At 29.7% G+C, this 22,721-nt stretch carries 22 protein-coding genes; 18 read left to right on the top strand and 4 right to left on the bottom strand.

The genetic code is table 11. The features are described 5' to 3' along the window. The first annotated feature begins 294 nt into the window (after positions 1 to 294). Positions 295 to 2,079 carry a hypothetical protein gene (locus ACTWQB_RS14460; protein WP_443139907.1) on the top strand — a complete coding sequence of 595 codons (1,785 nt, stop codon included), beginning with the start codon at positions 295 to 297 and terminating at the stop codon, positions 2,077 to 2,079. After that, on the top strand, positions 2,069 to 3,013 hold the full coding sequence (locus ACTWQB_RS14465; protein ID WP_443139908.1) for a hypothetical protein: 945 nt from the start codon (positions 2,069 to 2,071) through the stop codon (positions 3,011 to 3,013). Before ACTWQB_RS14460 ends, ACTWQB_RS14465 begins: the two co-directional genes overlap by 11 nt. A 424-nt stretch (positions 3,014 to 3,437) precedes the next feature. On the opposite strand, the gene ACTWQB_RS14470 is transcribed toward ACTWQB_RS14465, so the two are convergent. Both ACTWQB_RS14470 and ACTWQB_RS14475 read right to left on the bottom strand, forming a co-directional pair. Then, positions 3,438 to 4,646 (bottom strand): tyrosine-type recombinase/integrase, encoded by a 1,209-nt coding sequence (locus ACTWQB_RS14470; protein ID WP_443139909.1) that lies wholly within the window; start codon positions 4,644 to 4,646, stop codon positions 3,438 to 3,440. A 1-nt stretch (position 4,647) separates the two neighbouring features. Beyond that, positions 4,648 to 5,592, bottom strand: a complete 945-nt coding sequence (locus tag ACTWQB_RS14475) for a helix-turn-helix domain-containing protein (protein ID WP_443139910.1) — start codon at positions 5,590 to 5,592, stop codon at positions 4,648 to 4,650. A 141-nt stretch (positions 5,593 to 5,733) separates the two neighbouring features. Here ACTWQB_RS14475 and ACTWQB_RS14480 point away from each other — a divergent pair, with 141 nt between their 5' ends. The 7 genes from ACTWQB_RS14480 to ACTWQB_RS14510 all read left to right on the top strand — a co-directional run bounded on the left by ACTWQB_RS14480 (position 5,734) and on the right by ACTWQB_RS14510 (position 11,440). Further along, positions 5,734 to 5,949, top strand: a complete 216-nt coding sequence (locus ACTWQB_RS14480) for a helix-turn-helix domain-containing protein (protein WP_443139911.1) — start codon at positions 5,734 to 5,736, stop codon at positions 5,947 to 5,949. Positions 5,950 to 6,037: 88 nt separating this feature from the next. Then, positions 6,038 to 7,516 carry a DUF3987 domain-containing protein gene (locus tag ACTWQB_RS14485; protein WP_443139912.1) on the top strand — a complete coding sequence of 493 codons (1,479 nt, stop codon included), beginning with the start codon at positions 6,038 to 6,040 and terminating at the stop codon, positions 7,514 to 7,516. 273 nt (positions 7,517 to 7,789) lie between these two features. Further along, on the top strand, positions 7,790 to 8,359 hold the full coding sequence (locus ACTWQB_RS14490) for a hypothetical protein (protein ID WP_443139913.1): 570 nt from the start codon (positions 7,790 to 7,792) through the stop codon (positions 8,357 to 8,359). Positions 8,360 to 8,621: 262 nt separating this feature from the next. Then, complete coding sequence (locus tag ACTWQB_RS14495; protein ID WP_443139914.1) at positions 8,622 to 9,623, top strand: hypothetical protein; 1,002 nt, start codon at positions 8,622 to 8,624, stop codon at positions 9,621 to 9,623. Positions 9,624 to 9,891: 268 nt separating this feature from the next. Further along, on the top strand, positions 9,892 to 10,374 hold the full coding sequence (locus tag ACTWQB_RS14500) for a GNAT family N-acetyltransferase (protein ID WP_443139915.1): 483 nt from the start codon (positions 9,892 to 9,894) through the stop codon (positions 10,372 to 10,374). 254 nt (positions 10,375 to 10,628) lie between these two features. Next, entirely contained in the window at positions 10,629 to 11,186 is a 558-nt protein-coding gene (locus ACTWQB_RS14505; protein ID WP_443139916.1) for a hypothetical protein, read from the top strand. Positions 11,187 to 11,200: 14 nt separating this feature from the next. Continuing rightward, positions 11,201 to 11,440, top strand: coding sequence for a hypothetical protein (locus tag ACTWQB_RS14510; RefSeq protein ID WP_443139917.1), 240 nt, complete (start codon positions 11,201 to 11,203; stop codon positions 11,438 to 11,440). 51 nt (positions 11,441 to 11,491) lie between these two features. Here the strand turns inward: ACTWQB_RS14510 and istB are convergent, their stop codons facing one another. Together istB and istA are read right to left on the bottom strand one after the other, a co-directional pair. Next, positions 11,492 to 12,235: an IS21-like element helper ATPase IstB gene (istB, locus tag ACTWQB_RS14515; RefSeq protein ID WP_443139918.1), complete on the bottom strand. Its 744-nt coding sequence runs from the start codon at positions 12,233 to 12,235 to the stop codon at positions 11,492 to 11,494. Then, entirely contained in the window at positions 12,232 to 13,779 is a 1,548-nt protein-coding gene (gene istA / locus ACTWQB_RS14520; protein ID WP_443139919.1) for an IS21 family transposase, read from the bottom strand. Before istA ends, istB begins: the two co-directional genes overlap by 4 nt. Positions 13,780 to 13,903: 124 nt before the next feature. Between istA and ACTWQB_RS14525 the strand changes: the two genes are divergently transcribed. The 9 genes from ACTWQB_RS14525 to ACTWQB_RS14565 all read left to right on the top strand — a co-directional run bounded on the left by ACTWQB_RS14525 (position 13,904) and on the right by ACTWQB_RS14565 (position 22,622). Beyond that, positions 13,904 to 14,812 (top strand): hypothetical protein, encoded by a 909-nt coding sequence (locus tag ACTWQB_RS14525; RefSeq protein ID WP_443139920.1) that lies wholly within the window; start codon positions 13,904 to 13,906, stop codon positions 14,810 to 14,812. A 398-nt stretch (positions 14,813 to 15,210) separates the two neighbouring features. Further along, on the top strand, positions 15,211 to 15,420 hold the full coding sequence (locus tag ACTWQB_RS14530; protein WP_443139921.1) for a helix-turn-helix transcriptional regulator: 210 nt from the start codon (positions 15,211 to 15,213) through the stop codon (positions 15,418 to 15,420). A 17-nt stretch (positions 15,421 to 15,437) separates the two neighbouring features. Beyond that, positions 15,438 to 15,809 carry a hypothetical protein gene (locus ACTWQB_RS14535; RefSeq protein ID WP_443139922.1) on the top strand — a complete coding sequence of 124 codons (372 nt, stop codon included), beginning with the start codon at positions 15,438 to 15,440 and terminating at the stop codon, positions 15,807 to 15,809. A 331-nt stretch (positions 15,810 to 16,140) separates the two neighbouring features. Beyond that, positions 16,141 to 16,557, top strand: coding sequence for a thioredoxin family protein (locus ACTWQB_RS14540; RefSeq protein ID WP_443139923.1), 417 nt, complete (start codon positions 16,141 to 16,143; stop codon positions 16,555 to 16,557). Further along, positions 16,547 to 16,939, top strand: coding sequence for a disulfide oxidoreductase (locus ACTWQB_RS14545; protein WP_443139924.1), 393 nt, complete (start codon positions 16,547 to 16,549; stop codon positions 16,937 to 16,939). Before ACTWQB_RS14540 ends, ACTWQB_RS14545 begins: the two co-directional genes overlap by 11 nt. A gap of 82 nt (positions 16,940 to 17,021) precedes the next feature. Next, positions 17,022 to 17,726: a hypothetical protein gene (locus ACTWQB_RS14550; RefSeq protein ID WP_443139925.1), complete on the top strand. Its 705-nt coding sequence runs from the start codon at positions 17,022 to 17,024 to the stop codon at positions 17,724 to 17,726. 849 nt (positions 17,727 to 18,575) lie between these two features. Further along, a complete protein-coding gene (locus ACTWQB_RS14555) occupies positions 18,576 to 19,322 on the top strand; it encodes a hypothetical protein (protein ID WP_443139926.1) in 747 nt (248 codons plus the stop codon). 32 nt (positions 19,323 to 19,354) lie between these two features. Further along, the gene (locus ACTWQB_RS14560) at positions 19,355 to 21,364 is read left to right on the top strand and encodes a hypothetical protein (protein ID WP_443139927.1); all 2,010 of its coding nucleotides are present in this window, start codon (positions 19,355 to 19,357) and stop codon (positions 21,362 to 21,364) included. A 406-nt stretch (positions 21,365 to 21,770) separates the two neighbouring features. Next, positions 21,771 to 22,622 carry a hypothetical protein gene (locus ACTWQB_RS14565; RefSeq protein WP_443139928.1) on the top strand — a complete coding sequence of 284 codons (852 nt, stop codon included), beginning with the start codon at positions 21,771 to 21,773 and terminating at the stop codon, positions 22,620 to 22,622. Positions 22,623 to 22,721 lie beyond the last annotated feature (99 nt).

The following is a 22,721-nucleotide window of genomic DNA, read 5'->3' on the forward strand; positions in this document are numbered from 1 at the left end:
AGTAACATTTAAGTAACATTTTCTGATTTAGTGTCTCGAATTGTTACTAAATAGGAAATAGACTTTTTTAGTTTACAGATGAAACAAAGATGTTTATCATATGTATATAACCCAGTACTCCATATCTACTCACTCTTGTGAGGGAGAAGAAGAAAAGCGGACTCGATTAAACGAGTTCGCTTTCTCTTTACTATGCAGCAAAAATTTTTGTGAATAGTTTTGAACGTATAATAGTGTGTAAATTTTAGTTACAAATTAGGTTTTCTATTCGTAATATAGGGAGTTGAGTAAAAAATGATGAATCCTTTCGAATCAAATTTTTTCAATTCTACTTTTAGCTTAGGTGATAAAAGGTTTAATGATAAGGAGCTAGTCCTAAGTTTACTCTTACATAATGACTCAGTTATGTTGCAATATTTAATTTTTAATTTAAATGATACTGAAGAAGTTATAATTATAGGGTTTGACTTTGAAAGAGAACAAATAATTCCCGTAGAAAAGGCCAAAATTAATGTCATTTTGCAAGAGGTTTTGAAATTTATCTCTAGCGAATACAACACGGTAAATTTCTCTATGGATATAGGAACTGAGGTTTTTGAATATTTTTCAAAGGCTAAAATTAAAAAATCTGATTTTTATTCGTATAAAAATATAACTGTACTAGCGTCTAATCAACGAAACGTTATCCCTTGTAATTGTGAGGTATATAATAATCAGATTACGTATAAACCTGTGAATTCTGTAATTTTAATGAATAGAAACGGGTTTTTATATGGTAAAGTTAAACTTGAAACTTATCAAAAAAACATCAATGAAGTAAAGAGATTGCACCTCATCGATGATTTAATTATAAGGTATAATCTTAATGAAGAGAGCATTGACACCGTGGGGAGAATTTATGAAGCAGAATCTTTAAACTCTAATACATATATGCTCACTTTAAGTTCCTTCATGCATGAATTAGTTCATACTAATGTAGGATATCACTATTCTTATGGGCTAAATATACAATCCCATGTCAATGCCATATTAAGAACAACTGGAATTGAGAAGAAACAAATTAACATTGAAGGTTTTGAGGAGACTAATTCACCTTACCTTGTAATTATTCCTATAGAAAATTTATCTATAACTAACGAAAGTTTTGGGTTAGGCGATATTAACTTTTATAACAAAGGTGAGATATTTAATAGATACAAAAGTATAAATGAATTTTACAACCAAGATTTGCATGGACATTTTGATACCTTTGCTCAAACAATTGTTGAATCAGATAATACTTTTGATGCTTATCAAGCTGCCCTTCAAAAAATTCAGAGTGCTATAGATATTATAATGTTATTTTCAAAAAATGATAGAGTTCATAATTTTTATAATTTGGGTCAAGAATTTAATAAGTGGAACCGATTAAAGATTTATCAAAATCCAAGTTGTTCAACATACTATTATGTAGAGAATATAATTGGAACTGAGAAGATATTTTCTGACTCAAAAAATAAAAGAAAAAGCAACTCCTTAGTAATTGATTCAACTTTTGATACGCTTGTAAAGGAGTTAGAATGGTTTGAAGAAAAATTATATAAAAAATTAATTGACCAACAATCACCAGTTGATACGCAATTATTTAATGCGTTAAAGTGGCTAAACAGAAGTTGGAAAGCTTCTGATATTGAAGACAAAATTATATATACAAACATTTCAATGGAGTTTTTAGTTGATAAAGTAAAGACAGATCCTTTTATACCAAAGGAGATAGTGACAGAGTTTAAACGGGAGTTAAAACAACTCTTGAAAGATAATGAATTATATGACGAAGATAATGCAAATAAAATTAAGCAGAAAAGTTTAGGGTTGTTATCTTCTCCACCGATAAAGATAAAAATACAATCTCTAATAAAACAATTAGGAGTTCCTATTACTGAGGAAGAATTTAATAAATTTTGGGAAGTTAGATCGTATAGAAACGATCTAGTGCACGGTAGGGGGGCATTTGAAATTAATAGTGAAAATGTTATATTATCAAACATAATTTTAGGTGAACTAATTTCATGCAGATTACAAAGTGAGGATGGTGTTTAAAATTAACACACTAATCGCTGCATATCAATTTGCTCGGCAAATGCATAAAAGTCCAAATGGGAAAGATTTATATAAGAGATTTTATGGTTTAAGTGAATCTTTGTCAGAGAAATCATGGTCTTTTTATAAAGATGTAATTCAAACTTGTAAGTTTAGTCATTATTATAGTTTTGGAATTGCTTATAAGAAAATTGAAGGTTATCAATCTGGAAATGGTAGTGCATATCTTAAGGATGTTTCAAAGGAACTTAGGAATAACCATAATTTACATTCCTTTATTGACGATTGTGATAAACTAGCTCAGAATCTTGAGATGTCTTATTTAGATTTAAACGGAAACTTACCTATGTTTGATAACGTAGGCATTCTAAATTCTTTTGAATTATATCGAACATGGTTAGATTTATTTTATTATCTTCATAATACAAAAATATTTTATTACTTGCACTCAAAAATAGGAAAAGAAAAGTTAAAGGAGAAGTCAATTCAGAAATTTCTTGAGCAAAGGGAAGTCTATCCTTTCTCATCTCGAAATAGAAGGTTATTAAGAAGATTGGGAAGAAGTAAACATAATCAACATGATATGTGTTTTTTAGAGTTTTTCGAAAGTACAAGAAAGAACGTACCGCAATTGATTTTTGAAACGCATTTTGGATTCCAGTTAGAAATAAAAAAAGAAGAAACGACAACTTATCGTGAAAATGAGATTGATAAGATTCGTGCATATAAAATACAGAAAAGTGGTTTATGTGGGTTAACAAAAGGAAACTTCTTAATATTATATGAAGGTGATGAAGTCCAGGATATCGGTATTGTTAAACGTAAGACTGTTATTAATATCTTAGAAAATGAAAATGCGTTATCTACTTTATCAGGAATATTATATCCGAAAACTGACCAAGAACTCTTCTTTTGCGATGTATTACAGAATTGATTAGGAAATGTCTCAACTGATGTAGTATTTCATAGGTTCTTTTGTATGTAATAAGCGAAAATTGGAGCTAGCATACAAATTAAAGAAGTAACTCAAAATTGCTGCTATATAAGAACTGTTAGTGGAGATTAAAATAAATTTGAATATGGGAGAAGAGGTTCTATAAATAACACTAAACAAAAACATATGAGGGTCTGGGTTAGTGATTAAGTAGTTAGAAATAACCTTATTTTATTGTAAAGTAAAAGAGACATTTTTATTATCATATTAATAATGTCTCTTTTTATATACTATCGGTTTAGTTTATCTCTTACACGTCTTTTTAAAGAGATAGTTATTGTTAAAAAAGCACGATGAAAAACAGCAGATATTATTTTTTTCTGTACAACCATACTGCAGACCACTACTGTTATAATTACTTGTGTTAAATAGTTTCTTTCATTAAGTTACTAAACTTTATAGAAGCTTCTTTTTGCATTTCATCAGTTACATGTAAATAAATTTGTCTAGTAGTTTGTTCATCTTGATGTCCTAGTCGATGCATGATTATTTCAAGATTTACGCCTGCTTGAGCAAGTAAAGAAGTATGAGTGTGTCTCAGGCTATGTGGGTTTAGTGTTGTTTTCAGTCCACTTATTTTTAATAGTCGTTTCATTCTATCTCGAATTCTTTTTAAAGGTAAAGGGTAACCTGGGTGTGAAGTGATATTTATAAAAATAAAATTCTCATCATGAAATGCATTTCCAAAATGAGATTTAAACATATCGAAAAATTCCTTTTGTTTATTCAGTACGTTAATGACTGTATCATCGCAGTCAATTTTTCTTACAGATGATAGAGTTTTAGGAGTGCCTAATGAGTATTCAGCTGTGTTGTTGTTAGGATTATAATAAGTTTTAGTAATGGAGATTTGTTTAGATTTAAAATCTATGTCTGACCATTTTAGTGCACATAATTCTCCTATTCTCATTCCAGTGTATGCAAGTAAAGTGAATATTTCATAATCTTGATCTAATCCATTTTCGTTAGAAGTTTTTAAGAAATTCTTTAACTCATCTTTTTCCATAAACAGTGGAAGGTCTTCCTGTTCAAGATCTGTGATAGTTTTTCTTTTCTTAGGGACAGTGCAGTTTTTTGTTGGATCTTCTCTTATTAATTTTAACTCTATAGCCTTCTTAAATATCATTCGCCCCGTTCTATGTGCACCTTCTATAGTGTTGGTGGCAAAATCCCTTTCGAATAGACTATTTAAAGCATCTTGGTATTGTTTGGATGTTACATTTTTTAATTTAAGTTTTGAAAGGTAATCCAACAATCTATTCAATTCGTGTTTTCTTACACGTACAGTATTCTCTTTTACCTGATTATTCTTTTGGTAAAGTTTTAACCATTCTTTTGAAAACTCTTCAAATGTTATATTTGATTCTTCTGTATATGAGCCTTCACTTAATTCCCTAATAAGTTTTGCGGCAGCTTCTTCAGCTAATTTTTTAGTTTTAAACCCACTCTTTTTCTTTTGTTTCCGTCTCCCCGTTTTAGGATCAATACCTATATCGATAATAAAGGCCCATTTAGCATTACATTTACATCTTCCTTCACATTTGCAATATGGTTTATGAAAGTGTCCCTTCATGCTATTTCACCTCAACATTCCTTCTAACTTGGACAACTTTACCTACAATATTAATTTCATTGGAGTTACTGAAAACTATTGGTTCAAAATAAGGATTGTTTGCAGCAGTTAGAATTATATAGTTGTCTTGATAAGTAATTCTGCGTACCATTGGGACTGACTGATAGTCCTCTACAACATAGAGCCCTTCTTCATATGCGTCAGTCATAGATTTACATACAAGCGTATCCCCTTCAAAAATATTTTCTCCTACTAAGCTGTCATCTTGGACTAAGAATGCAAATCCTTCTGAGTTTCTTAATAAATTCCTTTCTACAATAATATACTCTTTGCTTTTGTTATTACTGTTATTAACATAACTTAAGATCCTAAAGAATTTTTCTGAGTTATTAATCTCATGAAGGTTGTGCTCATTTACAGGTTTGGTTAATGTATTGAAATCTTGATTTATGTTCATTCCCAATTTATTAAGTTCTGAAATTAATTGGTTGTACAGATTTTCTTTTTTATTTGGTTCTTCTATTTGTTGAATGAATGCAAATATCTCATCGAGTGTATCGTCACTATGATTCAAAGGTAGTTTATTAGTTTCTAATATCGATAGGATTGTATCTTTTTTATTTTGTTGCCAAAGTTGTTTTAGTGCAATGATTATATTTTGATCTAAACTTTGTTCAATGTCTGCTAAAGCGTTTTTTTCTCTCCATTCAGAAGAATTATTATTATCGATTAAACCCGCATGGTTTAATAAATCTGAATATGAGACACCCTCTAGATGGTTTGCAATTGTTTTTAATGTATTTTTGTTTGGGACTCTATCACCACTTTCTGCTCTTGAAAGAGTGGCGTTACTAATCCCGGACTTTTCAGAGAATGCTCTTTGACTATTAAATCCAGACTCTTTTCTTAAATAAGCTAAATATTTCCCAAATTCTTCACTATTCATTTTTATCACCTCATAATTATTGTAACACTTTTAACAAAAGGTTATAAGTGTTAATTTTTTGTTGACTTATTTTATCAAAAAATGTAACATTTTAAATAACACTTTACAAGTGTTACAAAAATACGAAAGGGGTGAACCTTTATGAACGTAAGTGAATTACCGGAAATTTTAACAGCACAAGATATAGCAGATTATTTAATTATTTCTCGCAGAAGAGTTTATGAGTTATTTCAAATTCCAGAAGAAAAAGGAGGCATTAGGAATTTTGATATCGGTAACACCAAAAGAGTAAAAAAGGAAGATCTACTAAAATGGATTGAAATTCAGATTAATAATAAGGAACATTATGTGTCTTAAATGTCTTATTTGTTTAATCAGACAGTTACTAAGAGTGATATAGGAGATTTTAAATAAGAAAATTATTTCTTAATTAGGAGGTAGTTAAATGGATTTAAAATGGGAAAAACCAAAACCAATAGTTGTTTATAACCTACCCGAATATCCAATTGAAGTATTCCCAGCTTGGATAAAAGACACGGTTATGATGTTGTCAAGTTCGCTACATGTTCGTAAAGACATGATAGCAAATTCTGTACTAGGTGCTCTATCAGCATCTTTATTGGGCAACTACTATTTTCATTACAATGCAACTAATTGGAGTTTAGGATTAAATTTATACGTTCTTAGCGCACTATATCCAGGTGTAAAAAAGGATGCCGTACAAAAAATAATATTTAAAGTTCTACTAGATGAACAAGAACGTTTATTAAAGAAAGATCACGAAAAATTTAGTGAACTATTGTCTTTAATACACGTAAAAAAGCATAAATATGAAAAATTGATTAAACGAAAGGGAGCTGAAAACGATGGTGAGGCTGCCGAAACTCTAAAGGAAATTAAAGAGTTACAAGCCAAACTAGATCAAAAATACTTTATTATTTCTGGGGATGTTACAAACGAGAGAATGATAGAGTTAGTTAAAAATAATGGAGAGTCATTGACCGTAGCCACAGCAGAAGCGACTGAACTTATTGATCATATGCTCGGAAGATACAGTTCTGAAGGTAGTATCGATTTCATTTTGAAGGCATGGGAAGGGGCACCATATACAAAAAATCGATCTACTAGAGAGGATTTAATGCTCAAACATCCTTTAATAAATTTAAACTTGCTAACTCAACCAAGTGAACTGACGAAGTTTCATAAAATGGCTCATAGAGGGTTATTACAACGTTTTTTAATAGTGTTACCTGAGAGGTATCCCCTAAATAAAATAAATTATTCTCAAAGGGTAGATAAAAACGTAATATCTATATTTCATAACAATATAAAATACTTATATGAATTTGACTGTATCAATAAAAAGGTAATAGTTAGCGAGGAAGCAGACCTTGAGTTTAATAAATTGAAAATGTACATTACAGAGCAACAATATGGAGATGTTGATCAGTTAACAGAAGAGTGGTTAGCAAAGGTATTCTCTAATTTAATTAAGGTTGTTTCTCTAATAAAATTATCTGACGTTTTAATAAACCATAAGGGTGATTCAATAACACTAGATAAAAAGGATATAAAGAAAATGAAACTGTTGTTTAATTACTATTACTCACATTTTCAACATATTAATGGAAAGTTAAATAACTCTAAAGATGTCTTGGAGAGTAAGCTTCCTTTTTTCTTTAGAAGATTGTTAGAAGTAGATTCAATTAGAGGGGAAAAAGGAGTCATCACGTTATCGGATATCACAAATTACATTAAGAAATTCAATAGGTATGAAAGGAATCAGATGCTTCAACGATTAGAAGAGCACAATATAATTCAAATCAAATCAATAGGTAAAAAAAGAGAGATTCACTTTAATCCTGAGATTAGAAAAATGCCCTTAAACAAGGCATTAAGCCTCGTTAAGGACACAAATAGATAAATATATAAGTTAATTAAATTATAGAGGAATTCACTATCTCTGTAAAGATAATTACGTGTCTAATAAAAATGAAACTTTATTAGAAATTGTAAACACTCCTCAAGCTTTAGTATATATAGGTTTTGAGGATATAGAAATGAAATTTTGTATACAAAATAAAATTTAAAAAACTAATAACAATATTGTATACAATTTTTCAATAAAAATATCCTCAATTCCTTTTATAACGAGAGGTAGTGAATTTCAAGATTGTATACAACAGGAGGGCGATATATGAAGGCACAAAAAACTTTTAAAACTAATAATAAGACGATTCCATACTATCACTTTAAATTTCAAGGTGATTTTTCACATATCTTAAAGAACAGTAAGAATAATAAAAAGTCTCATCAATTAAATATTGCTAATAAAGAAGAATTAAGAATCTATTTAATAAAAGAAGTTTATAAACAATTCGACTTCTCTAAGTATGAAGGCTCTTTCCCATGCTTTAGTAAAGCAATGATTGTAATCATTCAGTCATTTAACAGTTTAAGAAACCAAGATTTAGATAATTTTCAGTATAAAATAATTGTGGATACTATACGAAAAACAAGAATTATAGATGATGATACATGGAAAGATTGCTCTCTTATGTACTTAGGGAAGCATGACTCAAACAGTGAAATAAATACATTAATAATTCCACATGAACATTTCGTAGAATTTCTATCAAATTCAGAGAATGAAGTAATGAAGGATATTTTTGATCAACCAACAGTCATTCAGTCTGATGATGCTAAACGTAAAGAGAGTATTCACATCCAAAGAGAAACAAATTCTTTCTTTGGTATTGAAGAATAACTACATTATTAAGTATTATTTTCAACATTAATATTAATAGCACAATAGATTGTCTATTTTAATGTCGTTATTAATGTTGATATTAACATTTATGAATAGTGAAAACCGTTGAAATATAAGGGCTTTATATCTAAATGAAAAAGGTCTGAATGTATCTTTTTCAGAGAAGTGTAGGTATAGGATTGCGAAAAACAAATTTTTTTGCAACAGAATACCGAACAGGCTGTCACATAGGATACAAGTTTCAAAGGGAGGGATCATTATGGAAATATTCACGTCAGCTGATTATTTTGAAGCTATAAATAAAAAAAGACAAAAGATGTTATTGGACTTAGTTAAATTTCGTGCTGTGACTACAGATCAATTTAGAAAACGTTACTTTGATGGGAAAGGTAACTCAGTTAACAATGTACTTGGTGAACTAAGAAAAAAGGGATATATTAAAACAAGTTTATTAAAAGGAACACGAGAAGGTAGGAAAGGGCACCCGTATCATCGAATAACGAAGCACGGACTAAAAATATTACTTGATCACGGATATGAGGTTGATGAAGATGTTGAAAATCTATATTTACGACCTCAGCAATTAAAATATGTATTAACAGCAAACGATATTATGATGGAACTAGAGCCATTTGGTTGGACAACCTTAGATAGCAGAGGTGTTAAGAAAAAATATAATATGGATCGTCGTTCTAATATTCTTGGTGAGTTACAGGCACCTGATGGAAGAACATTTGGATTTTATGTGCTAGAACAAAATGCAGATGTACGTACTATCGGTCGGATTCAAGGGGAAATAAAAGAGTATCAAAATGTAATTAATGATTTTATTATATTTGCTAAAGGGGAAAGTTCATATGACAAATTCTTATTTTATGGACAAGAGAATGAAGTGGCAACAGGCTATAATATAAAGTTGATTTCTTTAAAGGTAGGTCTAGAATTATTATCACAGTTTCCATTCGAAAAGGAATATATAACATGGTTATCTGAATGTTTTAATTTTAAATACAAGGACCAACTTGAAGAAAGTGAACGACAATCTTTTAAAACCCTAATAGAATTTGAAGGGGAAGAGATGTACTTGGTAGACATGACCTATAGTGACCTATCAGTAGCAAGATCCATTAATAATTATAATATTTCAGGTTATAGATGGGAAAAGCGTCGACTACTGGTACCTTACATTTTAGATAAGTCATTTAACTTGATAGAAAAAAGTGCACAATCAATTGTTGTTCCTCGCAAGATGAGTAGTTAACGATTTATTAAAGAAAATAATCTTATTTACAAGGCTTTGTTAGTATAATATGATACAGTTAAACAATTCAATATAAGGAGCTAGGTTCTTATGTTTTTATTTAAATATAAAAAAATAAAACAATTATTTAAAAAAGTTGTAACTATCGTTATTTCTCATATCCATAGACCTAGTATCGACTTTTTAGTTAACGATTTACTGTTCAAAAAGACCAATCGAATGTAGATTGGTCTTTTTTATATCATTATTTAGATGAGGAGGTGAGGTTATGGAAACCAAAGAAGAATACATTAAAAGGTTTGAAGAATTTGAACAAAAGGGGGGCCAAGAACTTTTAAAACTTGAGGTTCAAGATTTTACTGAATTAAAGAATCTAATAAGTAAATATACTTCAAGCCAAATCAAGGTATTAAGTGCTAATCTGAGGCATAGCAAATTGATGTTAACAAGTGAAAAAAGCGATTCGGAATTACTTTTACGTTCAGAATTTATTCCGAGCCAGACATTAGTCATTGAAAGAATAGCTGTTACCCCAAAACATAGTGGTATAGGAAGTGCCATTCTAAATTGGTTAATCAATTATTCAAAGGATAAAGGGTTTGAGAGAATAATTCTTGAAAATTGCAATACAGAAGATAGTATAAATTTCGCTTTATCAAAAGGGTTTTCCAAATGCTACAATCCAATACTAGAGTGGATGCCTGGGGATCGGGAAGAGTTATTAACTGACTATCAGATTTCCATCAATTAATACTTTTAAGAAAGGTGGGATGTAAAGTGATATGGGCGTCTATAATTATTTCAATTTTAGCGATATTAATCTCATTGTATACACTGGGAATTCAGTTGAAAGGTAATAAAGAATAGTTATTATCAATTAAAGAGTGCAATTAAAGATAAACTTAATTGCGCTCTTTTTGTATGTCTTTAGATACTTGTGCCAGTCAATTGGTTAAATATGTTAAACTGGACTTAGAGTGCTAAATTTTCTTAATCTTAATTGGAGTGGAAGAAATGAGATTTTATTTAAAACTTGGAACTTCACTATTTTTATTATGTCTACTTTTCAGCTGTTCTTCTAGTACTGAAACAACTGATTCAATAGAATTAGACGAGGAAAAAATAGATGGTTCGAAAAAAGGCGCTCTAGTAAATAAAATCAATAGTAAAGATAAAGAAGTATTAAAAAATACTTTGAGGGATTACATATTTGATGAGTATATGAAAAGCCCTGATTATGGTTATGCAAAAGGAATTAATTGGGCTGAAGACGAAATATGGAGTGCAATTGAGCAATATAAGGAATTGAATAATGGCAAAGAAGGGACATTGTTTGATCAAGCTAAATACCTATCTACTAATGCACCCATTAAAGATAACTGGAAAGAATTATTTTTGAAAAATTGGAACAAGAGCCCTTATTCAACTGATAATGAAATTGAAAAAATGATAGATAAAGGTGATACAGTTTGGATATATACTGATACTGTGAAATATACAGGAGAAGAAGGTAATTATCCATTCATAATTTTAGATAAGAGAACAGGAGCTTGGCATGGATAAAGGAGGTGCTTTGAATGTCTTTAACAAGTATGTTAAAGGGTAAATCGGAGTTAGAAAAAGAACTACAACGTATACTTAGAGAAAATATTCCTTCAAAAAAACAATTTTACACTTTATCAGGTAATGCAGCTTTTTCAAATGAATATAAATATGAAGCTCCATATAAATTGACTAATTCTTATTACTCTTCTGAGTATTGCCATCTGCTAGAGCCACCCTTGCCATCATTTAGAGCCACTTCGGACACCAAATAGAGCCATGTACGACATAAAGAGAGCCACTACCTTTCGGTAGTGACCCTAACTTTAATTGTTAATACCGTACCTTTCTCTCATTGATTTATCTCCTTCAATCATTATTGTGTACGAATCATGTATAATACGGTCTAATATGGCATCTGCTAAAGTCGCTTCACCAATTCTTTCATACCATCCCTGGGAGTCAAATTGAGAACAGTAAATTGTCGAAGCTGATTGGTACCTAGATTCAACTATTTCTAGTAAATCTCTAGCTTCATGTTCTCGTAGAGAACTTAATAACCATTCATCAATAATTAGTAAATTAACCTTTTTATATGCTTTCATGACTTTTTGAAAAATACCCTCGCCACGTGCAACCGTTAATTCATCAAGAAGATCTGGAAGCCTTACATATTTAACTTTATAAAAATTTCGACAAGCTGCCATTCCAAATGCACATGCTATATAAGATTTTCCGTTTCCAGATGCACCTTTGATAATGATATTTTTTCTCTCATTTATATATTCACATGAAGCTAATCGAAGGATTTGGGCCTTGTCCAACTTACGGTCAGGATGATATTCGATATCTTCAATACATGCATGACTATATCTGAATCCAGCCCCTTTTATTAATCGATCTAGTTTGTTGTTTTTTCTTCTCGACCACTCTTTATCTACTAATATATTAAATCGTTCTTCAAATGAAAGCTCTTGATAAGATGGGTTAATTAATTGTTCGTTGTATGATTCTGCCATGGCATTCATTCTCATTTCATTCAGTTTGGTTAACGTATTTTCATTCGTCATTTCTTATTCCCCCCATAATAATCTGCACCTCTTGTGAAACCATAAGTGCTTGATTTTGTTTGACTCGGTTCATGAATCTTTTCGAATTCAGGTTTATCATGCCCAGTACTTAAAATTGTCTTTATGCTTTTTAAATTCGGCCTTGTAGAGTATTCCAAAGCTCTTCTACATGCTGATTCTAACCGTTCAACTGAGTATTTATCAGCTATTTTCAATAATGCTACACATGATTTAATTGCCTGTTTTTCAACCCTATAAGAAGAAAAAATGCTTTCGACGGTTGATAACGTGCTGGGGCCAAGAGTTTTTGCCCAGTCTAGAAAATAGGTTTTATCGTATGTGTGATATAGCTGATGATCTTTAGGCATGTGCTCCGGGATGGTTGAAAATTGCCCTTTTTTGCCATGGAGACGTCTATGTGAAGCAACGCGAAAGTGGTTATAAAACACTTCAATTACTCTATTAGTAATACGTATATCTACAACATGCTTTATATATTCATAGGGGACGGAGTAATACATTTTTTCTACATTTATGTGATAATCATATTGTACGGTAGCTTTCTTCCATGAAGCTAATTCGTATGGGGAAGCAGGTAATGGTAAGAGCGCAAACTTCTCTTCTTCCATGAATGCAGTATATCTGCTTCCTTCTCTTTTTTGAAAGGGTTTGTGATTGAACTCCTCAAGTTTCTCGTGAATGGCTTTATTGATTTCGTTTAGGGAGAAGAATTGTTGATTACGAAGAGAGGCAATGATCCAGGTTGAAATGACACCGACGGTGCCCTCAGCTGATGGTTTGTCTTTAGGATAGCGAACGCGGGCAGGCATAATGGCAGTCTGATAATGTTCAGCCATTTCTTGATAAGTGAGGTTAATGATAGGATCTGTTTTAGAGGCTTTGGAAACACCCGTTTTGAGATTGTCGGGAACAGTCATTTTACATACGCCGCCAAAGTGTTCATATGCATGAACATGGGCATGAATCCAACTTTCTGTATTCATACTTAAAAAACCTTCAACGTAGGTATACTGTGAACAAGGCAGACAAGCCACATAAATGTAGACGGGGATATCTTCTCCTGAAATTGAATCTCGGATAGTAGCTGTTTTACCAGCCCAGTCAACCTCCATAATTTCACCCGGTTTTCTTTTAATGCGCATCGTTGCTTTTGTGACTTTTACATGGTCGTTGTAAATCCTGCAGAATTGTCTATAACTATATGGGATTTCTTGATTGTCTCGACACTCTTTAGTGTATTCATCCCAAAGCAATGTTAACGTCACACCACTTTTAGACATTTCCTTATAAAGATATTCGACGTCAGGTTTCCGTCTTGGTTCATCTTGATGCTTTTCAGGGAATAGAAGATTCTGTAACTTAGAATCTGTCACATCATCTTCCAGCGGCCATGATATCCCTAGTTCATGGGCTCGCTTTAATACATCACTGATTGTGTTCCTAGAGCTGGAACAGCTTGAGGCAATACTACGATTGCTTAGCCCTTGAGCGTGTAATCGTAGTATCTCTCGATACTTGACCATAAAAAAAACCTCCTGTTATTAAAATTTACACAATATTGTGCAACCTTAATTATACAGTAGGTGGCTCTGTCATGGCAGAAGTGGCTCTATTTCATGGCAAGGATGGCTCTAAAATATGGCATAAGTGGCACTTTGCAATGGCAATATTCACTCTTCTGTAGTAGGAACAGCTTTTGATTATATTGCTAGATTTTTAATAGCTAAAAAAGTAAATAAAATAGATGATGTTCAAAAAAGAATTGTAGCTATTAATGGGTTGAAGATTTTAGAGAAATTCACAAACAAAAAAACTTTTATTTCTATTAACAAAAAATACAAAAAAAGTGTAAAGACAATAGATAAATACTTGAACTCAAAGAATCAACCTTTCTCTAAATTAATACCAAGCACAACTTTTCTAGCAAGATTAGAGCATATTTATAGAAGTGGAATGCCTCCTAGAGATATCAATAGTTCCTTGTTAGAAGAAGAACCCCAAGAAATCATTGACGATCTATATGTCTTAACTGAAACATTTATAGAAAGGTTCTTAAAACAACAAGTAGATTCTAATAGTGACGTAATATTTAACCCACATTTCGGCATTGGATCCCAAATATGTGGAGGTGCTGATTCAGACGTATTTATAGATGGGGTACTGTATGATTTTAAGTCTTCTAAACATCTGGGGTATAAATGGCAAGATGTTGCTCAGTTATTTGGCTATTATATTCTATACCGTGTTTCTTTAAATCAAAAAGATTTGAGTTCTATGTTAATTGGTAAGGATATAAAAAAACTTGCATTTTACAAGGCTAGATATGGAGAGGTTGAGTACATAGATATGGATGCATATAACGAAAATGAATTGAAGTTAATCACGCAAAAGATAGAAAATCTATTTGAAACTCAATTGTTATTAATGAACAGCAGAAACGAATTCTTAAAGTTAAATAATGAAGTTAAATTAGAAAAGAAAGATAATAGATGGTTAACTAAGTTTCTAATATTTCTTTTTCTTCCTATTCTTATTACGGTAATGTGGGTGTATTAATACAATTTTTAATTAAATTATTCAGAAGTTCATTTGGTGCTATTTTGTATACTTAAAGAACTTCTTTGGTTTTTAATAGCATGTTTGGCTTATATTTTTAGCAGTTATTTCTTTTTTTTAAATTTAATTTGCGTACTGATAGATGTTCCTGTTCTATTTTATATGAAAGATATTATCTAAAACATCATTTCACTTCATCGTTTAGTCACCTAAAAAATACCCTGATATTGCATCTCTATAATACCTTTCGTATAAAATATTATGAAATAGTCATTTTAAAAATTAAAATTCAATATTCGAGGTGTAAACTTCACTTGACGTAAAGTGCACTTGACGTAAAGTACACTTGACGTAAAGTTTACTTTACTATATAATGATAAAAAATAGGTGGTGGTGTAATGGAAAACAAAATTCCTGAATATAGAAAAAAGTTTAATTTATCTCAAGATAAATTAGCAGAAATTTTAGGTGTATCAAGGCAAACAATTATATCAATTGAAAAAGGGAGGTATAATCCTTCTTTACCTTTAGCAATGTTAATTGCTGAATTATTTAAAACAAATGTTGAGAATATTTTTAGTTTAGATAAAGATGATATTAATAAATAATTTTAGGAGGATTTATTATGAATGAAAGGAAATTGTTTTATTTATTTGGTTTTATAATGTTTTTGATTTTTTCTGCTAATCTAATTTTGATGTTACAAAATAAAGATTTTTCACTCAGTGTTTTAGTATGGTTAGGGTTATCATATATGTTTTTTGTAATAGGATATATTCAACCGCAAACACTGAATAATGATGAAAGATCTAAATATATAAAACGGAAAACGTTGAGCGATTCTATGATTATTGTAATAATTTTAATCTTAATACTAACTATGCTGACCCAAATAACAAATTTTAGTTTTAGTTTAGTAGAGTCCTTAACATTATTTGTATTTTTAAGTACTTTTACTATCTTTACGATGTGGATTGTTAATGTAAAAAGAAATTAAGAAAGGGTGAAAATATGGAAATCAATAATATAATTTTTATTGTAGTTTTTTGGTTTTTTCTTTTAATAACTTACCTATTGCTAAGAGGTGATTTAGATGAAAACAAACGTTTGACCAAGAAAGGATATAGAAAATTTGCGTTAATTTTGATTTTAGGAAGTATAATATTTCTTTCTATTATGAAGGTGGTTAATGCTTATATTTAAATGATTAAAACTTTTGATATAAACTATCAAAAGTTTTTTTTAAAATAAAAGTGTTGACAAAAAATTCTAAAAAATATAATATTAATATGAAATAAGTGAAAAAATTACAAATTAGGTGATAAATGGTGAAAAAAAGGATTGTAATTTTAATTGCTTTAATTTTAATTATTAGCATCTCTTTATACACGATCAACAGCTTGGAAGAAAATAACAACTATGAAGAGTTAACTATTGAGGAGTTTAAAACTCAAGTTAATGAAAGCGAGGAACTTATAATTTATGTTTACTCTCCAAAATGTGCAGCTTGTAAAGCATTACAACCCAAGTTGGATAAAGTAATAAAGAAATACAATATTAGTGTTAAGGGTTTAAATATCGATAAATACATAGGTAGTCAATTTTTATCAGAAGAAAACATTAAATATACTCCTACATTATTACACTATAAAAATGGGGAGAAGGTTAATAAGCTAATTGGTAATGTATCAACAGACAAACTTAACAACTTTTTTGGTAAGGGTATTCAATCAAATGGATATTAAATTAATACTCAGTTTTTTAATATCACTTGTAGCCTCATTAGGTAGTTTATATTTTAGTGAAGTTATGGGGTATATTCCATGTGAATTATGTTGGTATCAACGTATTTTAATGTATCCTTTAGTTTTTTTATTAGGGATTGCTTTTATTAAAGGAGATAAAGGAATTAAGGTTTATGTTTTGCCTTTTGTCTTCTTAGGATTAATACTAAGTGCTTATCATTACATAACACAGAGGATTTCAGTCAATAAACTTACCTCATGCTTTATTGGAGGAAACTGTAACAATATGTATATTGATGTTTTTGGCTTTATTACTATTCCATTTTTATCTTTTATTGCTTTTACTAGTTTGTCTATGTTATTAATATCAATTAAAAATTGATATTTAATAAAAAATAAAAAGAGGGGGGGCAAAATACTTACAGCATGAATTACTCCAAAATATAAATGGAGGGATTATTAAAATGAAAAAAATATTGTTAATTGTAATGACTATGATGTTGGCATTTACTTTTGGCTTTGAACCAATTGGAAAGTCCAAAGCTATGTCTGAAGCACAACTAGGTTTTGAAAAACTTGCAGATCAAGTAGAATTGATGCAAGAACATACAACTGAGTTAGATGAACAACAACTTAAAAACTTAAAAAAAGACATTAGAAAATCTATTGTTAATAATGAAATTGATATAAATTCGAAGTTAGGGGATCTAGATTTCAAAAATATAGTAGGCTATCAATTCGATGAAACTCAAGAAAATAATATAAATGTTGTAATCCCTTTTAAAAATAAAGGTGAAAACAAATCTATTGAAAATTTAAATATTGCCTTAAATAAGGACCTTGAAGTGATAGAGTATTCTGAGTTACTTGTAGAAGAAACAGATAATACTTTAACCAGTCATGTCTATATAGATGGTGAAAAGGTAGGAGAAACAACTGTTACTAAATCAGACAGTAGCGAAGGTGATTTCAGCACTCAAGGATATATGGATAGAGTTGTGGATTGTTTAGAGGGTTATGGTATTAACCCAGATACAGCATTGTTATTGGCACAAACATGTCTAACAATTTGTACTTTCACTTTAGGCGCAGGGTGTTTAATTTGTGCTGGTGCAGTAACTGCGGGTGGAGGAACCGCAATGGCTTGGTGTTTAGGATCATCAGTTTAATTAATTAAAAAATCAACGGTTTAAAGCCGTTGATTTTTTTATATAATAACAATTAAACCAAAATTTTATCTGTTGATGGTTATAGTAATCTGTATATAGAGTAGTATGCATATTTTGTTTTGATAGTGAGCTTATTTAATGTTTTCACTAATTAATAATAACTTATCTACTTCGTTTAATTTCACCAGCCCCAAATATACGACAATCGAAAATCCTAAAATTTTCCCTATTTTACCCCTGTTTTTCTATTATTTTATGAATATTAAATTCAATCAAGAAAACGACTTGATATCTTATTGGAATTTAAGCCATTATTTAATTTTAAACATATGTTATGATTCAGTTTAAAAAAGTTTAATATTGCAATAGAAGAAATGGTATCAAAACTTTTAAGTTATGACACTTATTGTGAAAATAGAATATCATAAATCGACTTATATTCATTTACTTTATTCACATTATTTCACATTGTTAAACAAATGTAATTAAACTTAGGCAAGTACTTAGTCGGCTTATACGTAAGGAAACGGTTAAAGGAATTACTACCATTTTAGATAGCCTTGAGCAACAATGCAAAAAAAATCTTATTGTATCGGTGTACTAGAACCTTTGCCTAAGCAAAACGCAACTGAAGATTTTAAAGAAGTTCAAGAGTTTTCGATGGAGCTTTTTCATAGTTAATCGGTGCCTCTTATAATTAAAAAGTCTCTATTAAATTTTAAAGCACATAAAAAGGATGTTAATTTAAGAAGGTTTAACACCCTTTTTGTCGAAATAATTGTTGAAGAGTAATATTTTGTAAGAAATCTATTGTTTTTTTAGTATAAGTTGTCCGGTAGGTGATTAGGCATGAAGTCACTAAAGAAAGAAATTAATGTTTTGATAGAAGAAAAAGAACCTAATTATTTTAAAGAAACATATGTATTTAATCTAAAAGGAAAGTTACATAACCCAAAAACTGGAACAATTCTAACATTAATGATATTACTGGGAATATGTTTGGTAATTATTTCAGTATTTTTTCTATTTAATATTCCAGTAAGGCAAATTGAATACAATGTATGGCAAACCTATGTTAACACAGTATTAACTGCACATGGTGGAATATTAGCTATTAGTATTACCTTATTTGTATTTATGATTCAAAGTGCTGGAACAACAAAAAGGGAAAAAGTATTGATTTTAAAAGAGTTTACTAATGATAACTTTTTATTTCCAACTATATATTGGGGTCTTTATGGATTTTTATTGTGGTTAATAATAACTACATTTGCAACCACTCCTCCTATAGTCGATTCTTACATGTATCAGTTTTTAGCGGCATTGATAGTTGTTGCGTTACTTAATACAATCTCCACGGTTGTATTAATTGTTATTCTATATTCAAAGGTTTTGCTCCCATACAATGATGAATGGTTGAGTAATACCCAAACTAGGCTTTTAGAAAAAGAAGGAATAAAAGCCTTTTACTATTTTCTTTCACAAGAATTAGGCAATCATACACTGAGGAAGTTTGAACAAGAAAATAGTAATTTTTCAAGGGTTAAACCAAAAGAAACTGTAGAAAAGTTATTTTCAAAAAAAATGGGCAAATAACAGATGTTAAATTAGAAAAATTACGAAAAGCATTGTTAGACTTACCTAAAAATATAAAAATATTTTTTCCATATAGTTTTGAAGCAGTATTACCAAATAATGAGCCTATAGTTTGGTTAAATAGTGAAGTAACAAATAAACAACGAAGGCAGATTTTACGGTGCTTTACAATAAGAAATAAGAAAAATGAATCTAAGCTTGATTTTATATTAGATGTAATTGACGAAGATTTACACCATGCAATTAAAAACCATTCATTAATAGAATTCGGCAATTTTTTAAAACAATACACTGAACAATTAACAAAACATCTGACACTTCATAAAGAATTTCATATAGAGTCATTTTTAGCAATTGCACCTAAAGATAAAATAGAAAGAAGAGTTTATCGTTCATTCGATGTAATGCAGCAAACATATGATCTCGATCTATATTATGAATCTGGTAAGAAAATCTACTCACTAATGAAACAAAATGACAAAGAAATGTTTGAATATGGTTTGAGATTATGTCGTTACATGTATCGACCTATTCAATTAAAAGGCACTTCAGAAAATATTGAAAGATACGTTTTTGATAGATGTCTTATCTATCCTTTTGAGATCTTGTTTTTTTCAGATGTGGATCATGAGCAGATTGATTCATATACTGATATTATAGTCGATCACTACACAGCAATTTTCCAGGAGGAAATTCAAAAAGGTAATGAAAGAAATATCCTAAGTTTGTTTAAAGCATTGAATAAATTAATTAAACGTTATTGTCCTAATGATAGTCAAAAATTAAACGTTTCTTTATTTCTATGGTTAGCAATGACGTTTAAGGCATATGAAGAAACTGGAGCATTAAAGAAACAATCTTTTATTAAATATACCGATTACGTTTTGAATAAATTAGGTAATCGTAATACATTATTAAAAACAGTATCATTTATTTTTGATAATCCTGAAATCATTGATCATTGGTTTGATTCAAATCTGTCTCCAAAAGATGATTTGGTTCACATCGGTGTGGAGACAATGGATTTTAGTGGTTATTTATATATTTTAAAAACTTTCAAGTATTCGGGATTAAAATTAGAAGGTGACTATTCGGGTGATATTAAACAAATTAAAGAGATAATAAATCAATTAAACGCTCATAAAGATAAGTTCGACGAACTCTTTGATGATAACGCTTCAAATTATGGATTAGAGGATTCCAGTAAATTCGATGAATTCAGTATATTTATTGACCATCTAATAGAAAAATTACAACTTAAATTGAATGAGGAAATTATTGAGAAACCTATTCAAGATGGAAAAATCAAAAAGATTAAGAAGGCGTTGAACGATAGTTTCAAGGAAGTTTTTGTTAGAAATTTGTTTCTAGAATACGGAAAATATGAGGAATTTTTAATTGATAATACAGAGGATTTAAATTGCCGTTCTTTTCAAATTGACAAACGTATTCTTAATGAAGAAGAACATTATAAAGTAGATTGGGATCATCAATTCATGGGAGTCAATAAGCAGTTCTTTGAAAAACTCACTAAAAAATGTAAAAAGATTGATATTTCTGATTATAAAACTTTCTCAGAGTTTCTTGAGTTATTAATATCACAAGTGACACAACCGAAATTGATTTTTATTCCTGATGGATTTTATCTTTACAAATACAAAAATACTGCAAAATTGCAAGTTTTAAATGATTCAAAGGGTATAATTGTTGGCTCTTATGACGGTATTCCAATTATAGAAATGTACGAATACTTTGAAGGTAATGAAATAATAGTAACAGATAGTATTGGAAGTTGGAATCAAGGAGTTTTCATGGGAGCTGATACTTATATTGATGTGGATATAGTCCACTCTAAAACTGAAATTGATAACTTATCTAGTGAGATTTCCAGAGCTATCAAAAATGACAATAAAGTTGCAATTAAAGAACTAAATAGGAAAATAAGGTGTAATCAATTGCAAGTTAGAATGGATGTAAAATATAAATACAATATCCATTTAACTAATGTTACAGGGGTAAAGGCCCAATTTGATGAAGTATAATAAAAATATATGGATTTAAATTCCAATCTTTCTTCATAACTAGATAGAAATAAGTAAGGTGATGAACAAATATTTAAGGAGATAATTCATGTTCATTCTAATGTAGGCGATTGAGTATTACTTAAAACTAATATTATCTAAGCTATGAAGAAGGAAATATTGAGTAAAAATTACCATTGCCTACTAGGTTATTTATTTTTTACTCATAATTGACTATCAATAAAATAAATTACATTTAATTAGTTAATTTTCACATATCATAATAGTTATTTTATCAGGCTTTTTAAATGTATTAAATTTAGTGCAATTAGTGAAAGAACATAGAATTATATGATAATGCAAACTAGTATATTAAATTCTCCACTTTGTTTTTTGGGAGGTAATTATTTTTATTGACAAAAATTTTATGAAAGATATTTTTATCTCCGCTGGAATTTCAAGAGAACATTTAGATTTCCTTGAAGAGGAGTGTTTAGAATCACCAGAAAGGTATTATAAAACATATTCACAGATAAATAATTCAGAAGAAATGCAGTTAGTTCCAACGGATTTAATAAAAGGTATTGATACTATGAGGTCCAAATCGAGAAAATCATGGTTTTATAATTTGATAAATGCAGATGAATGTAATTTTAGAATTAGCACGATAAAAGAATTTCTATCCAAAATTACACCAACTGATCTAGAAAATTTTCGTGAATCATTTAAGAATGAAAAATATTCAGGAGACAATCTAAGGTTTGTTTATTTTGAAGATGAAGGTAAATATTTTGCAGTTTCTGGAGGGAGTCACAGAACGCTGTTTGCTAAGTTAGTAAATGCTCCATATGTATATGCGAAAGTTACAAGATATAAACTTAACCAACTAAAAACAAAAAACTTTAATGATATTAACCAATTAACTAATGAACTGAAAAGTTTAGTGCAAGAATTAGGTTTGAATTGTACACAGAAAGAATGTTATACACACAAAAGTTATTGTTTAATTAACTACAAAACGATCCCATTATTAAGGTTTGAAAATAAAAGAATATTAGATTTTGCGAACCAAGGCAGGGTGAATGAACTGTATAATATTATTGAAAAACAAATAGATTATTTAAAATTACTAAAAAATAAACATGAGTATTACTCAAGATCTCCAAAATTGATATCAAAAATTATATTCTTAAAAGACAATATTTTTATTGATAATAAAGTAATAAATGATTTAGACAGAATGTATAAGGCGGGAGTGTCAATAATTTTGTGTAAATGACACTAAACCCTTTTGTAAGAATTAAGCTAGTTATTTATTATAAACGACCTTGCAGGTCGGACTGTGACTTTCTTCTTCAGTTACTAACCCCATAGCTGG

Origin of the sequence: Piscibacillus sp. B03 (assembly GCF_052246295.1) — a bacterium.
GTDB lineage: Bacteria > Bacillota > Bacilli > Bacillales > Alkalibacillaceae > Piscibacillus.